We start from the raw sequence: 13,560 nt of genomic DNA on the forward strand, positions 1-13,560 counted from the left end.
ACGTCGCCGCCCGACAGGCGCACCGGCAATGGACGCGGCACGAAGGGATCCGCCTTGTCGAAGGTGATGCGGGCATCGATGCTGTCGGCGGTGAGCGCCTGCGCGCTTGCCCGGCGCCATGGGCCACCATCCAGGTGGATGCTCAATCGGTTCGTTCGGGCCGGATCGAGATTGGCGACGGTGACATGCAGCTTACCGCTTGCATCGCGGGACGCCGACACGTCGATACTGGGCAGGCGAACATCGCCCCGGACGTAATCCGGCGTCTCGACCGTGGCAGGCAATGCCTGCGCCCCCTGATGTACCTTGTACATGTCGAAAACATGATAAGTCGGCGTGACGACCATCGCGGGCCCGCGCGTCAACACCAGCGACTGGATGACGTTCACCATTTGCGCGAGGTTCGCCATTTTCACCCGGTCGGCATGGCGATTGAAGATATTGAGACTCTTCGCCGCGATCAGCGCATCGCGCAGGGTGCTTTCCAGATAGAGCTGCGAAGGCGCATCCTTCTCGCTCTCAAACCAGCCTCCCCACTCATCCACTGCGAGCGCGACGTGCTTGCCGGGATCGTAACGGTCCATGATCTCCGCGTGGCGGCGGATAATCTCGTCAGTCAGATCGGCCCGCGCGAGAGCCTCCGCCCAGCCATTTTCGTCGAAATCGACGTTCCGTCCTTTCGCATGCCAGTCATTGCCCGCGAAAGTGTAGAAGTGCAGGGACAGCCCCCACATCAACGGCTTGTCCGACGTCAACCCAAGCGGTGTCGGGTGCGGCCGCCACACCATCGCCTGCGCCATCACACGGTCCGTCCACGCGTAATCGTCCGTGTCGGCCCCTACGGCAATGAGCTTGGCGCGCTCGCCGGAATAGGTTCGCAGGAAAGCCGCATAGTGCCGGAACGCCGCTGCATACGTGTCGGCAGTCATGTTGCCGCCGCAGCCCCAGCTCTCGTTACCCACCCCGATGAAGGGCACTTCCCAGGGCAAGGCGCGGCCGTTGGCTGCGCGCTCCTGCCCCGGTGCGCTGTCTTGCGGAGCGGTCATGTAGCGAAGCCAGTCATCGGCCTCCCGCACGCTGCCGCTGCCCAGATTCACCGAAACGAACGGTTTGGCGCCGATCTGATCGAGGAAATCCATGAATTCGTGCGTGCCGAAGGCATTGGTTTCGGGCATCTTGCCCCAGGCGGCGTTGAGCCCGCGCGGCCTCTTGTCGGCCGGACCGATGCCGTCTCGCCAATGATAGCCGTCCGCGAAACAACCGCCTGGCCAGCGAATGACCGGCACCTTGAGGCGGCGAAGCGCAGCGACAACATCCGATCGAATACCGCGAACATTCGGAATCGTAGAATCCGGACCAACCCAGATGCCCTCGTACACACCGCGCCCGAGGTGCTCGACAAACTGACCATAGATGTTCGGATCGATCGTCGGGCCGCTTGCGGTTGCCGAGATGGCAATGTGCGAACGAAGCTCAGCTGCCTTGCCCGTTTCGGCAGCGGACCCGCTGGCCGGAACCGCAACACTGGCTAAAGTGATGAATGCGAGTGTTCGTTTTCCCTTTCGCCAGGATATCCGCACCTTCACTACTCCTCTCTACCGCCGGCGTATCGATGGCTTGCGAAACCCGGCCAGTCAATCATATTAAGGAATTGAATTCCATATATCGGAACAAAATTATGCCGCCGAATTTTGATGCGAGTGGAGCGCGCCGCGCGGAACCCAAGGAGAAGGACCGCGGCTGCCCCGCCATCATGAAAGTCACGCCGCCGAAGGAGGTACGGCGATGAGCCTTGCATTCGACCGGCGCTCGCTCTGCCTTGGCGCGGCGGCGCTCGCAGGCTGCGCGACCGCGCGCGTCCGCGCTGCCGAGCCCGAAGGTCCGCTGCTCTTCGCCTATTTCAGTACCGGTAAGGGCGAGGCGGACGGGCTGAAACTGGCCGTCAGTGAGGACGGTTTCACCTTCCGCACGTTGGGGGGCGATGGGGGCGGCGGCAAGCCGTTCCTCGTGCCCGAAGTCGGCGAGAAGAAGCTGCTGCGCGATCCTTTCCTCTGGCGCGGCGAAGGGCCCGATGCGCCATGGCACTGCGTCTGGACCACAGCGTGGGAAGGCGTGACGATCGGCCATGCCACCACGCGCGATTTCGTGAACTGGACGCCGCAGCGCGCGGTGCCGGTCATGGCCTCGGTGCCGGGAACCCGCAATTGCTGGGCGCCCGAGGCGATCTACGACCCGGCCACGCGGCGCACGGTGATTTTCTGGTCGAGCACGGTCGAGGGCCGGTTCCCCGAAACGGCAGGCACCTCCGAGAGCGGCTACAATCACCGGCTCTGGTACACGACCACCGCCGATTTCGAGACTTTCGCCCCGCCGCAAGTGCTCTACGATCCCGGCTTCAGCGTGATCGACGGCACCTTCGTCCATGCACCCAACGGCGGTCTCTGGCTGGTGGTGAAGGACGAGACGGTCAATCCGCCGCGCAAATGGCTGCGCGACGCGTCCGCGCGCGGCCCGCTAGGTCCGTTCGCGCCGCTTGGTGAGCCGTTTACCCCGTCGTGGGTGGAAGGCCCGATGACAACCCGGATCGGCGCCGATCTCATCTGCTATTACGATGTCTACCGCGACGGCCGCTGGGGCGCGATGGCCACGCGCGACATGATCCACTGGCAGGATGTGAGCGACCGTCTCGTCATGCCGCCGGGCGCGCGCCACGGTTCGCTGGTGCGGATCGACCGCAGGCTTCTCGCCGCGCTCGAAGGCGGAATGGGCGACACCTGAAAAAGCGGCTCCCGGATGGAGGTCCGGGAGCCGTCAGTGCCGGCGCGGGAGGGCCCCGCCGGGATCTTCGAAATCAGAATTTCACGTTGACGCCTGCCGAGATCGTGCGGCCGACACGCGTCTGGAACAGCGTGTCCTGGCGCTCGCTGTCGGTGTAGAGGCTGTTCTGCTCGTCGGTGAGGTTGGTGCCTTCGAGGATCAGCTTCACATTGTCCGTCAGGTTGTACGAGGCCGAGGCATCAACATACGTGGTCGCGTGGTTGCCGACGAGATCGCTGCCGGGCGAGGCCGGGATGCCGCGAATGAACGGCCCGCGATAGTTGATCGTGCCGCGGATCGAGAACTTGGCGTTCTCCCAGTACAGCGTGCCCGACGCGGTATCCTTCGACAGGCCGACCAGATCGTCGCGCGTCGTTACCGTGCAGACGCCGCCCGAGCTGGAGAGGCAGTAATTGATCTTCGACATCACGTGCGTGTAGTTCGCCAGCACGCCGAAGTGGCTGATGAAGCCCGAAACGAAGTTGAAGGGAATCTGCGCGTTCAGTTCCACGCCCTTGAGCGGGCCGCCCGGCGTATTGGTGGGCGTGGAGATGTTGAACAGCTCATCCGGTGTAGTGTTGCTGCCGATCAGCAGTTCGTTCGGCAGGCCCAGCGAGCTGAACGGCACCAGCGAGTTCACGCTCTGCACGTACGTCTTGATGTCCTTGTAGAAGAACGCGGCAGAGAGCAGCGAGCCGGGACGGAAGTACCATTCCACCGCCGCGTCGAACGTATTGGCGCGGATCGGTTCGAGCAATGGATTGCCCAGCGAGCCGGAACGCGTGGTGGGATTGATAGTCACCGTGGGCGCCAGCGAAGTCAGTGCCGGGCGCGACATGACCTTGGCGGCGGAAAGGCGCAGCAGCAGGTCTTTCACCGGCTCGAACACGATGTTGGCCGAAGGCAGCCAGTCGTCGTAACTGCGCGAAACGGCGCGGAACTGGCCGGTGAGGCCGGTGGGCGAAGTGGGGTCCGACAGGTTGATGTAGCCGGTCGAACGCTGCCAGGTGTGGATGTAGCGCACGCCCACGTCGCCGCGCAGGCCGAAGCCCACCGCGTCCGAGAAGTCGAACGTGCCCATCAGGTAGGCACTGCTCTGCTCTTCCTTCACGCCCGGATTGGTTTCGCCGCAGCCGGTGCAGGTGCGCGCGTCGAACAGGTTGTAGGTGTCCGCCAGCTTCTGCCAGTCCAGCGTTGCCCAGCTCGACGGAGCGCCATGGCCCCAGACTTTGTCCATCCCCGTGATCTGCGTGGTGATATCCGCCAGCGAGACGCCCGAGGGCAGCGCCTGCACCAGCGTATCGGCAGTGTAATAGGTGGTCAGCCGCTGCTTGAAGTCGCTGGAGCGGAACTGGCCGCCGGCGTGGATCTTGAACGCGTCCGAGACCTCATAGTGCGCGTTGAACTCGCCCAGCACGCCATCGGTGGTGTTGCTGGCGGGCTTTCCTTGCAGGCTGAACCCGCCGGTGACGATGCCCGCGCCAGGCGTCGGGCCGTAGAGGAAGTTGTTCGGATCGGACACGTCGAAGCCGAAGCCCAGCACCGGAGTACGCCCGCCGCCGGTATAGTCGATCGAGAAATTGTCGGTATCCAGCGCATCCATGAAGTATTGCATGCGCACCTTGTCTTTCCAGACCGACTGGTTGAGGCCGAACTTGGCGTCAATCGTCAGCCGATCCGTAAAGCGGTGCATGAAGTTCAAGTTCATCTGCTTGAACGTCGTGGAATACTTGGAGTGCAGCCCTTCGGAGCGCACGTCCACGCCGTCCAGCAGCGCATATTGTACCGAACCAAGATCGGAAAGCTGGGCATCCTTGATCGACATCATCGGATTGCCCTGGTTCGACGCCGAACGGCCGAACGAGATCGCCTCGATATAGTTGTCGTCACGCGTGACGTTCAGGCGCGAATAGAGGAAGTCGAGCGAGATGTCGGTATCGTCGTCCGGCTTGTACTGAAGCGACAACGTGCCGCCGATACGCTCCTGGGTCTGGTCGGAATTCAGGTAACGCGGGATGCGCGGGAAGAACGCCCCGCTGCCGGGGGTATTCGGCAAGTCATCACGGCGAGCGTTATAAATCGTATTGTACGCCGCCGTCGTACTGGTGCGCGGGTTACCCGCCGAACAGTTGTTCGCATCCGCACCGGTAGTGGCGCTGGTCGGCGGGCTTTGGATCGGAAAACCGATCGGCGTGCAGAACGGCATGACCGGTGCGGGGCCGCTTCCATCGGGATCGAGACCGTTCTGGTTGGCCGAAAGAATGTCCACCGCCGAATAGCCCACCTCGCGCGTGGTGCGCTTCTGGTAGGCGAGCGAGCCCAGGATGCCGAAGCCGCTGTCCCCGAACTTCTTGGAGACCAATGCCGAAGCGCGCGGATCGACCTTCTTGGACAGCGCGTTCCACACACCGCGCCCGGTGGCGGAGAACACGAAGTCCTGCGCCTGATCCATCGGCCGGGGCGCGGAAAGGTCCACCGTCGCGCCCAGCGAGCCTTCCTCGACATCGGCCGAGGGCGTCTTGCGCACGGTCAGCGCCGAGAAGATTTCGGTCGGGAAGACGTTGAAGTCGAAGCTGCGGCCGTTGTTGCCCGCGCCGTAGATGTCCGAGCCGCCGGTCTGCGCAGCGGCTTCCATGCCGTTGATGCGCACGCGGGTGAAATCGGCGCCAAGGCCGCGTACCGAGATGTTCTTGCCCTCGCCGCCGTCACCGCGCTGAAGCGCCACGCCGGGAATGCGCTGCATCGATTCCGCAAGGTTGGAATCGGGGAACTTGCCGAGGTCTTCGGCCTTGATGGTGTCGATCGCGGCGGTCTGGTCGCGCTTGTCGGCCAGCGCGGCGTTGAGCGAGGCGCGGAAGCCGGTGACGATGATGTCCTCGGGGCTGGGTGCCGGATCCGCACTTGCATCCTGAGGCGCGGCATCCTGCGCAAAAGCATGTGAAGACAGAGACATCAGCGCGGCAAGAGCCAGCGCCGGGGCCGATACGCGGCTGCACATGACGGACTTGGAGGTCGCCCTACCCATTATCTCACTCCCAATATGGCTCTGTTGTTAGTCCCATTATGTGGGATCACGTGTTACCATATATGGCACTTTCGATCATTTCCAGTCAAAATCGCTTCCAAACGATCCATACCCCTTAATTCCACGCATGACGGGAACGGCTTGCCGCACCGGATCCCGCCCGTGCGGATTGACTTTCGCTACTCCCGATATATGCGATCATAAACCGTCATATGGAACATAATCCCAATGCGGACCATGATGAAATGATCTGGAGAGGATCGACATGTCCCTGACCACGGCGCTTGCTCTGGCCCTTGCTTCCGTCACCGGCGGTGCCGCTTCCGACGTGCCTGCGATCCAGATCGACCTTGCCGGCAAGACGCCCGAGCAGATGCCCGCCTTCCGCCCCGGCGGCAACGGCGTGGAGCGCCGCGATCCCTCCGGCGGGTTCCTCTATTCGGTGGCGCTGCCCGAAGGCATCTACCGCGTGACGCTGACACTGGGAGACAAGCGCAGCGCCGGGAATACTACCGTGAAGGCCGAGAGCCGCCGCCTGTTTCTGCGCGATGTCGCCACCCGGCGCGGACAGACGGTTACCCGCAGCTTTCTTGTCGACGTGCGCGATGCCCACCTTCCCGCTCAGCCCGCAGGCGCGCCGCGCTTCGGCCAGACGGTGCTGCTGGACGAGCGCGATCTCGCCAGCTTCAGCTGGGATGACAAGCTGACGTTCGAATTCCTCGGCCAGCCGCGCGTGTCTGCCATCCACATCGAGCCCGCGCAGGCGCCGCGCCTGTTCCTTGCCGGGGACTCCACCGTGGCGGACCAGTACACCGAGCCTTTCACCAGCTGGGGCCAGATGCTGCCCGCGATGCTGGACGACCACATCGCCGTGGCCAACCACGCCAAGTCCGGTGCGACGCTCAAGTCCTTCATCGCGCAGTTGCGCTTTACCAAGGTGCTGACGCAAGTGCGCGCGGGGGACTGGCTGTTCATCCAGTTCGGCCACAACGACCAGAAGGCCGAATGGCCGATGACCTACCTCGATCCCGAACTGACCTATCCGGCTTACCTACGCAGCTACATTGCCGAGGCGCGCCGCCGCGGCGTCCATCCCGTGCTGGTGACCTCGCCCGAGCGGCGCAATTTCGACGCGGCGGGCAAGATCAAGGACACGCTCGGCGCCTATGCCGCCGCGGTCCGCAAGGTGGCGGCGGAAGAGAACGTGCCGCTGATCGACCTCAACCGCGACAGCGTCGCGATCATGCAGGCGCTCGGCCCCGAAGTCTCGCCGCGCGCCTTTGCGGAGGACGGCAAGGACAAGACGCATAACAGCAACTACGGCGCCTGGCTCTTCGCCGCCGCCATCGCCCGGCAGGTGCGCGAAAAGATCCCCGAACTCGCGCCTTACGTCACGCTTGGGGACTTCGATCCCGCCCATCCGCCGCTGCCCGATGCAATGCCGATCGCGCCCAGCATTCCGCTCGAAGAAAGCAAGCCGGAAGGGAGCTAAGCGGATGGACATGCCTCGCCGCCTGTTCTCCGGCCTCTGCCTAACGGGAGCCCTGATGCCGCAATCCCTGCTCGCGGCCGAGGGCCGTTTCGATGTCCGCCACTTCGGCGCAAAGGGCGACGGCGCGGCGATCGACAGCCCGGCCTTCAACGCCGCGATTGCCGAAGCCGCGCGCGTCGGCGGTACGGTGGTGGTTCCAGCCGGTCGCTATCTCTGCTTCTCGATCCGCCTCCAGAGCCGGATCAGGCTGGTGTTCGATCGCGGCGCGGTGATCGTCGCGGCTGATCCGGCGCTCCACGGCGGCAGCTACGACCTGCCCGAGCCCGCCCCCGGCCTCTATCAGGACTTCGGTCATAGCCACTGGCGCAACAGCCTGATCTGGGGAGAGGACCTTGAAGACGTGAGCATCGAGGGCCCCGGTCTGATCCACGGCCTTGGCCTCACGCGCGATGGCCCCGGCGCGCGCTGGAAGGCGCAGACCGGCGAGCGTCCGCTTTCGATGCAGGGCATGAGCGAGCGGCAGATCGCCGATCTCGAACCCGCCGTGGCGGCGATGCAGGGCCTCGGCAACAAGGCCATCGCGCTGAAGCGTGGCCGCAATATCCGCCTATCCGGCTTCTCCATTCTCAAGGGCGGGCACTTTGCCATTCTCGCCACCGGCACCAGCGCGCTGCTGATCGAGAACCTGACCATCGACACCGACCGCGACGGCATCGACCTCGACAGCGTGCGCGATACTTTGGTGCGCGGCTGCAAGGTCAATTCGCCGAACGACGATGGCATCGTGCTCAAGTCCAGCCTTGCGCTGGGCGAGCCCATCGCGGCCGAAAACGTGATGATCCGCGACTGCGCAGTCTCGGGCTACGATCTGGGCACGCTGATCGACGGGACCCGGCGCAAGACGCAGCTATTCGCGCCGGATCGCGACCGCGTGACCGGCCGCATCAAGCTCGGCACCGAAAGCAATGGCGGCTACCGCAATGTCGTGGTGCAGGATTGCACCTTCACCCATTGCCGGGGCCTCGCGCTGGAGACGGTGGACGGCGGCGTCATGGAAAACGTCGTCGCCAGCCGCCTCGTCCTGCGCGACGTCACCACCGCGCCGCTGTTCGTGCGCCTCGGCGACCGCAGGCGCGGGCCGGAGGGGACTGGAATCGGCGCGGTGCGCCGCGTGGTCTTTTCGGAGATCGACGCGCGGGGAATCGATCCGCGCTTCCCTGTCGCTTTCGCAGGCCTGGCCGAGCGGCCGATCGAATCGATTGTCCTGCGCGATGTCCATCTCGTCTATGGGGCGCGCGGAATGGCGGGCGGAACCGCCGAAGATGCCGCGCGCGCCGTGCCCGATCACGCGAATGCCTACCCGGAACCCAGCATGTTCGGCGTGCTTCCGGCATGGGCGCTCTGGGCCCGCCATGTGGAACAGCTTTCCGTGGATCGGTTCAGCGCCGAAACACTGGCAAACGAGGCGCGACCGCCCATCCATCTCGAAAACGTCGAATTTCCGCGCTTTTCGCGCACGCCGCTCCGGCCAAATGACGATTGACCGAGGCTTGTGGATCGGTTACCAAATATCGGTATTGATATCCACATAATGGAACAACGGGAGAATAGGGGTGCCGGATACCGGGACGGGGTCGATCCACGCCTTCAGGATGCAATTGAAGCCCGGCACGGTTGCGGAATATCGCCGCCGCCATGACGCGATCTGGCCCGAACTCTCCGCCCTGCTGACCGAAGCGGGGATTTACGACTATTCGATCTTCCTCGACGAGGAGAGCCTGGCGCTCTTCGCCGTGCTGCGCGCCGCGCCCGGCAATACCCGCGATACCCTGCCCGATCACCCGGTGATGCGCCGCTGGTGGGACCATATGGCCCCGCTGATGGAAGTGGAACCCGACAATCGGCCGAAGGAATGGCCGCTCCCGCTCATGTTCCACATGGACTGAGCGACATGAAACGCGCGCTGCTCACCGCCCTGCTGCTGACGGCTGTCCCGCTTCCCGCGATCGCGCAGGAGGCGAAGCCCACGGCCGATCTTTCGGCGCCGGTCCAGAAATTCGGCCGCGTCTGGTTCGACGCGCGCTCGCTGATGATCGACGGCAAGCGGCAGGTGATCTGGTCGGGCGAGTTCCACCCGTTCCGCCTGCCCAGCCCGGACTTGTGGCGCGACGTGCTCCAAAAGATGAAGGCGAGCGGGTTCAACACCGTCGCGCTCTATTTCGATTGGGGCTACCACTCGCCCAAGCAGGGCGTCTACGATTTCAGCGGCATCCGCGATCTCGACCGGCTGCTGACGATGGCGGATGAAGAGGGCCTCTGGGTCATCACCCGCGCCGGGCCTTACGTAAACGCAGAACTGTCGCGCGGCGGATTCCCCGGTTGGCTGGTCAACCAGAAGGCGCGCGCCCGGACCGACGATCCCGAATACATGGCCGCCGCCGATGAGTGGCTGACGCAGATCAACGCGATCATTGCCCGCCACCAGATCAACGGCGACGGCAAAGGGCATAAGGGATCGGTGATCCTCCACCAGATCGAGAACGAACTGGCGCTGACCACGCCCGCCCAGCGCCGCTACATGGATCACCTCTACGCCAAGGCGCGCGCCGACGGCATTACCGTGCCGATCTTCCACAACGATCAGGGCCGCAACGGCTACTGGGTGCCGGAGGGATCGCTGGTGGACAAGGTCGTCCACGGCCCCAATGACATGTACGCCTTTGACGGCTACCCCGGCGGCACCTGCACCGTGGACGGCAAGCCGACGCGCGGCGTGGCCGCGCCCGACTGGGGCTTCTACGGCCCCGGCGGCGCCAAGGGCGGTGCCTCTGCCTCACCGAAAACACCCGGTTTCCTTGCCGAATTCGGCGGAGGCTGGTTCGATTACTGGGGCTCGAACGGCGGTTACGAGTGCAACGCGGTCCAACGCGGCAAACGGTTCCAGCGGGTGTTCTACGGCACCAATCTGGCCAACGGCATCGGCATCCAGAGCTTCTACATGACTTATGGCGGCACCAGCTGGGGCTGGCTGCCCGCCCCGGTGGTGTTCACCAGCTACGACTACGGCGCCGCCATCTCCGAGGCGCGGAACTTGCGCGAAAAAGCGCTGGAGATGAAGCAGCTTGGCGGACTGATCGCCTCAGTGCCCGATCTTGCGGGCATGGTCCCGGCGGGGGCGGTCGATGTTTCCTCACCCGACATCCAAGTCTACCACAACAAGAGCCCGGAGACCGGCGCGCGCTTCCTGCTGGTGACGCACAAGCCGTCGAACGGACAGGGTAGCGCGGCCTTCACCGTGACCGCCATGCTGCCGGACGGGCGCTACAGTTTCCCGATGCAGCTCAATGGCTTCGACGCTAAGTGGCTGGTCGCGGGCGTAAATCTCGGCGGTCAGCGGCTGGTCTATTCGACCTCGGAACTGCAATCGGTTTCGAAGGCCGGAACCAGCGACCTCCTGCTGCTCTATGGCCGCGCGGGCGAGCCCGGCGAGACCGTTCTGCGCTATGCCTCCGCCCCGAAAGTCGAGGTTTTGGAAGGCTCCGCACAAAGCGCCTTTAACGACACCAAGGGTGACCTGAAACTCACCTACGCGCATCAAGGCCGCACGGTCCTGCGCGTGACGGGAGGCGGGCGCGAAGACCTCACGCTGATCCTCGCCGACGAGGCGGAAGGCACCCATTACACCCGCGCCGAGACCGCCGCCGGACCCGTTCTGGTGCGCGGCCCCGAACTCGTCCGCAGCGCCGCGCTCAGGGGCGGCTCCCTGACCCTCACCGGCGACACCGGCGCGGCCGGTCCGATCGAAGTCTGGGCGCCCGGCAGCCTCCGCACCCTTTCGTGGGACGGCGCGCGCATTGCGGTCAAGCCCAGCGCCATCGGCAGCCTCACCTCCACAGGTCCGCTGCCCGGCCCCGCGCCAATTGCGCTTCCCACGCTCACCGGCTGGCGCATGGCCAAGGGCTCGCCCGAAGCCGATCCCGCGTTCGATGACAGCACATGGCAGGCCGCAGGCGGCAACCGCCCCAACACCACCATCACCCAGCGCCCCGACGGCCAGCCGAACCTCGCCATGGATGCCTACGGCTTCCACGAAGGCGACGTATGGTATCGCGGCCGTTTCGAGGGCAATCCCAGCGCCAAGACCGTCTCGCTGTTCTACGGCGCGGGCGGTTCCGGCCTCCTTCAGGCGTGGCTCGACGGCAAGTTCATCGGTCAGGCCGAGACGCCCAGCGGCCTCCCCCGCCCGATCACCACGGGCACTGTCACGCTCGACCTTCCGCCCGAGGCGCAAGCAGGCGGCAGCCATGTCCTTTCAGTCATGGTCCGCAACAACGGCCACAACTGGGACCTCGATTCCGACGACTTCCACAAGGAAGCGCGCGGGCTGATCTCGGCCTCGATCTCGCAGCCCGGCGGGCGCAGCTTTGCCGTGCCGATTGCATGGAAGATCCAGGGTCAGCGCGGCGGCGAAGACCTTGCCGATCCCGTGCGCGGCCCCGCCAACAGCGGCGGCCTCTACGGCGAGCGCATGGGCTGGCACCTGCCCTTGTTCGACGACCGTCAGTGGACCGCCGCCCAAGTTCCCGCGACCAGCGCCGCGCCCGGTACGACATGGTATCGCACCGCGTTCGATCTCGCCGTGCCCAAGGGACAGGACGCCACTATCGCGCTCGCCTTCGGTGATACCGAGAGCCCGCGCTCGCCCGCGAAATACCGGGTGCTGATCTTCGTCAACGGCTGGAACATGGGCCAATTCGTCGCCCACATCGGCCCGCAGCGGGTCTTCCCGATCCCCGAGGGCATTCTCAACCATCACGGCACCAACCATGTCGCCCTTGCAGTGACGAGCGACGGCGCCCCCGGCGACGCATTGGAAGCGGTAAAGCTCGTCACGCTGCGCAACGTCCGGGGCGGCATCCCCGTGCAGATGGTCCCTGCGCCCACCCGCCCGGATCAGCTGAAGTGACCTTGGACGCGCTCACCCGCCGCCAGCTGGGCATCGGGAGCGCAGGCGCGCTCTGCCTTGCCGCGCTGCCCGGCATGGCCAGCGCCGCGCCGAAGGCAGGTGCACGCTCATGGCCCTATCTGATTGGCGCGGACGTCTCGTGGATCCCCGAGGACGAAGCGGCAGGCGCGACCTATTACGAGGGCGCAAAGCGCAAGGACCCGCTCGCCATCTTCCGCGACGCCGGTTTCAACGCGATCAAGCTGCGCCTCTTCGTCGATCCCGCGAACGGCTATTCGAAAGGCAAGCCCGGCGGCCCGTGGTGCGACCTGCCCCGCACCATCGATTTCGCACGGCGCATCAAGGCCGCCGGTTTCCACCTCTCGGTGACGCTCCACTATTCGGACACCTGGGCCGATCCGCAGCATCAGGACAAGCCCGCGGCATGGGCGAACCTGCCCTTCCCCCAGCTGGTCGAAGCCGTCCATCGCCATACCGCCGAGACGTTCGCGGCGATGAAAGCCGCCGGTGTCGCCCCCGATCTGGCGATCCTGGGCAACGAGACGACTTTCGGCATGCTCTGGCCCGATGGCCGCGTGCCGCTGACCATTCCCACTGGCAATCCGGTGACCGACAAAGTGCACATGAACGTGCCGGGCGCGGGCGGCTACGACCAGTTCGCCGCGCTGCTGAAGGCCGGGATCGCCGCCACCCGTGCTCAGCTTCCCGGAACGCCGATCGCGCTCCACAATCACCTCGGCCGCCACTGGCCGATCGTCCAGTACTGGACCGACAATCTCATGTCGCGCGGCGTCGATTTCGATGCGCTCGGCTTCTCCTGCTACCAGCAGGCGGCGCAGGGCGACTGGGAGCGGACGTTCACCGAATTCAGCCGCCGCTACCCGGACAAGGGTTTCTTCGCGATCGAGTACTCCTCGCGCAAGCGCTACCTCAATGACCTGATCCATGCCCGTCCGAACGGGTGGGGCAGCTTCATCTGGGAGCCGACCCGCCATCAGGAAGCGATCTTCCTAAAGGACGGCCGCAATGCCGGGGAAGGCCCGCGCCCCGATCTGCTGTCGCAGGGCCTGAACGCAGCCGAAGCGCCCGGTGCAACGCCCCCTTCGGGGCCCGTCGCCAGCGCAGCGAAATCCGAAAACCATGGCGGCCGGTACGATGCCGATCCCGCCTTCCTCCAACTCTATCGCCAAATGGCGCGCGATTACGGAGTCCTGAAATGACCCGGTCCGCGCCCCGCCGCAGCTACGCCCACAGGAGAAC

General features: G+C 65.2%; 8 protein-coding genes (1 of these 8 only partly in view). 6 read left to right on the plus strand and 2 right to left on the minus strand.

The genetic code is table 11. The annotated features are described in order from the left end of the window. On the minus strand, positions 1 to 1,286 hold the 5' portion of the coding sequence (locus tag AC1VVK_RS18040) for an alpha-N-arabinofuranosidase (protein ID WP_482906172.1). It extends 49 nt beyond the left edge of the window; only the first 1,286 of its 1,335 coding nucleotides appear in the window; its start codon is at positions 1,284 to 1,286; its stop codon lies beyond the left edge, outside the window. Positions 1,287 to 1,785: 499 nt separating this feature from the next. Between AC1VVK_RS18040 and AC1VVK_RS18045 the strand changes: the two genes are divergently transcribed. Beyond that, entirely contained in the window at positions 1,786 to 2,778 is a 993-nt protein-coding gene (locus tag AC1VVK_RS18045; protein WP_482906173.1) for a glycoside hydrolase family 43 protein, read from the plus strand. Positions 2,779 to 2,851: 73 nt separating this feature from the next. On the opposite strand, the gene AC1VVK_RS18050 is transcribed toward AC1VVK_RS18045, so the two are convergent. Beyond that, positions 2,852 to 5,842 carry a TonB-dependent receptor gene (locus tag AC1VVK_RS18050; RefSeq protein WP_482906174.1) on the minus strand — a complete coding sequence of 997 codons (2,991 nt, stop codon included), beginning with the start codon at positions 5,840 to 5,842 and terminating at the stop codon, positions 2,852 to 2,854. A 265-nt stretch (positions 5,843 to 6,107) separates the two neighbouring features. Here AC1VVK_RS18050 and AC1VVK_RS18055 point away from each other — a divergent pair, with 265 nt between their 5' ends. From AC1VVK_RS18055 to AC1VVK_RS18075, 5 genes are all read left to right on the plus strand, one after another. After that, a complete protein-coding gene (locus AC1VVK_RS18055) occupies positions 6,108 to 7,334 on the plus strand; it encodes a rhamnogalacturonan acetylesterase (protein ID WP_482906175.1) in 1,227 nt (408 codons plus the stop codon). Positions 7,335 to 7,344: 10 nt separating this feature from the next. Further along, positions 7,345 to 8,877, plus strand: coding sequence for a rhamnogalacturonidase (locus AC1VVK_RS18060; protein WP_482906733.1), 1,533 nt, complete (start codon positions 7,345 to 7,347; stop codon positions 8,875 to 8,877). 109 nt (positions 8,878 to 8,986) lie between these two features. Further along, positions 8,987 to 9,280 carry an L-rhamnose mutarotase gene (locus AC1VVK_RS18065; protein WP_482906734.1) on the plus strand — a complete coding sequence of 98 codons (294 nt, stop codon included), beginning with the start codon at positions 8,987 to 8,989 and terminating at the stop codon, positions 9,278 to 9,280. A 5-nt stretch (positions 9,281 to 9,285) separates the two neighbouring features. Beyond that, a complete protein-coding gene (locus tag AC1VVK_RS18070; protein ID WP_482906176.1) occupies positions 9,286 to 12,300 on the plus strand; it encodes a glycoside hydrolase family 35 protein in 3,015 nt (1,004 codons plus the stop codon). Beyond that, positions 12,297 to 13,520: a glycosyl hydrolase 53 family protein gene (locus tag AC1VVK_RS18075; RefSeq protein ID WP_482906177.1), complete on the plus strand. Its 1,224-nt coding sequence runs from the start codon at positions 12,297 to 12,299 to the stop codon at positions 13,518 to 13,520. Before AC1VVK_RS18070 ends, AC1VVK_RS18075 begins: the two co-directional genes overlap by 4 nt. Positions 13,521 to 13,560: the final 40 nt, after the last annotated feature.

It is taken from the genome of Novosphingobium sp. BL-S-32, assembly GCF_056857055.1.

Coding starts and splice junctions, on each gene's coding strand:
- AC1VVK_RS18050 (WP_482906174.1), bottom strand. CDS start 5,842: ATGGGTAGGGCGACCTCCAAGTCCGTCATGTGCAGCCGCGTATCGGCC.
- AC1VVK_RS18045 (WP_482906173.1), top strand. CDS start 1,786: ATGAGCCTTGCATTCGACCGGCGCTCGCTCTGCCTTGGCGCGGCGGCG.
- AC1VVK_RS18060 (WP_482906733.1), top strand. CDS start 7,345: ATGCCTCGCCGCCTGTTCTCCGGCCTCTGCCTAACGGGAGCCCTGATG.
- AC1VVK_RS18055 (WP_482906175.1), top strand. CDS start 6,108: ATGTCCCTGACCACGGCGCTTGCTCTGGCCCTTGCTTCCGTCACCGGC.
- AC1VVK_RS18070 (WP_482906176.1), top strand. CDS start 9,286: ATGAAACGCGCGCTGCTCACCGCCCTGCTGCTGACGGCTGTCCCGCTT.
- AC1VVK_RS18065 (WP_482906734.1), top strand. CDS start 8,987: ATGCAATTGAAGCCCGGCACGGTTGCGGAATATCGCCGCCGCCATGAC.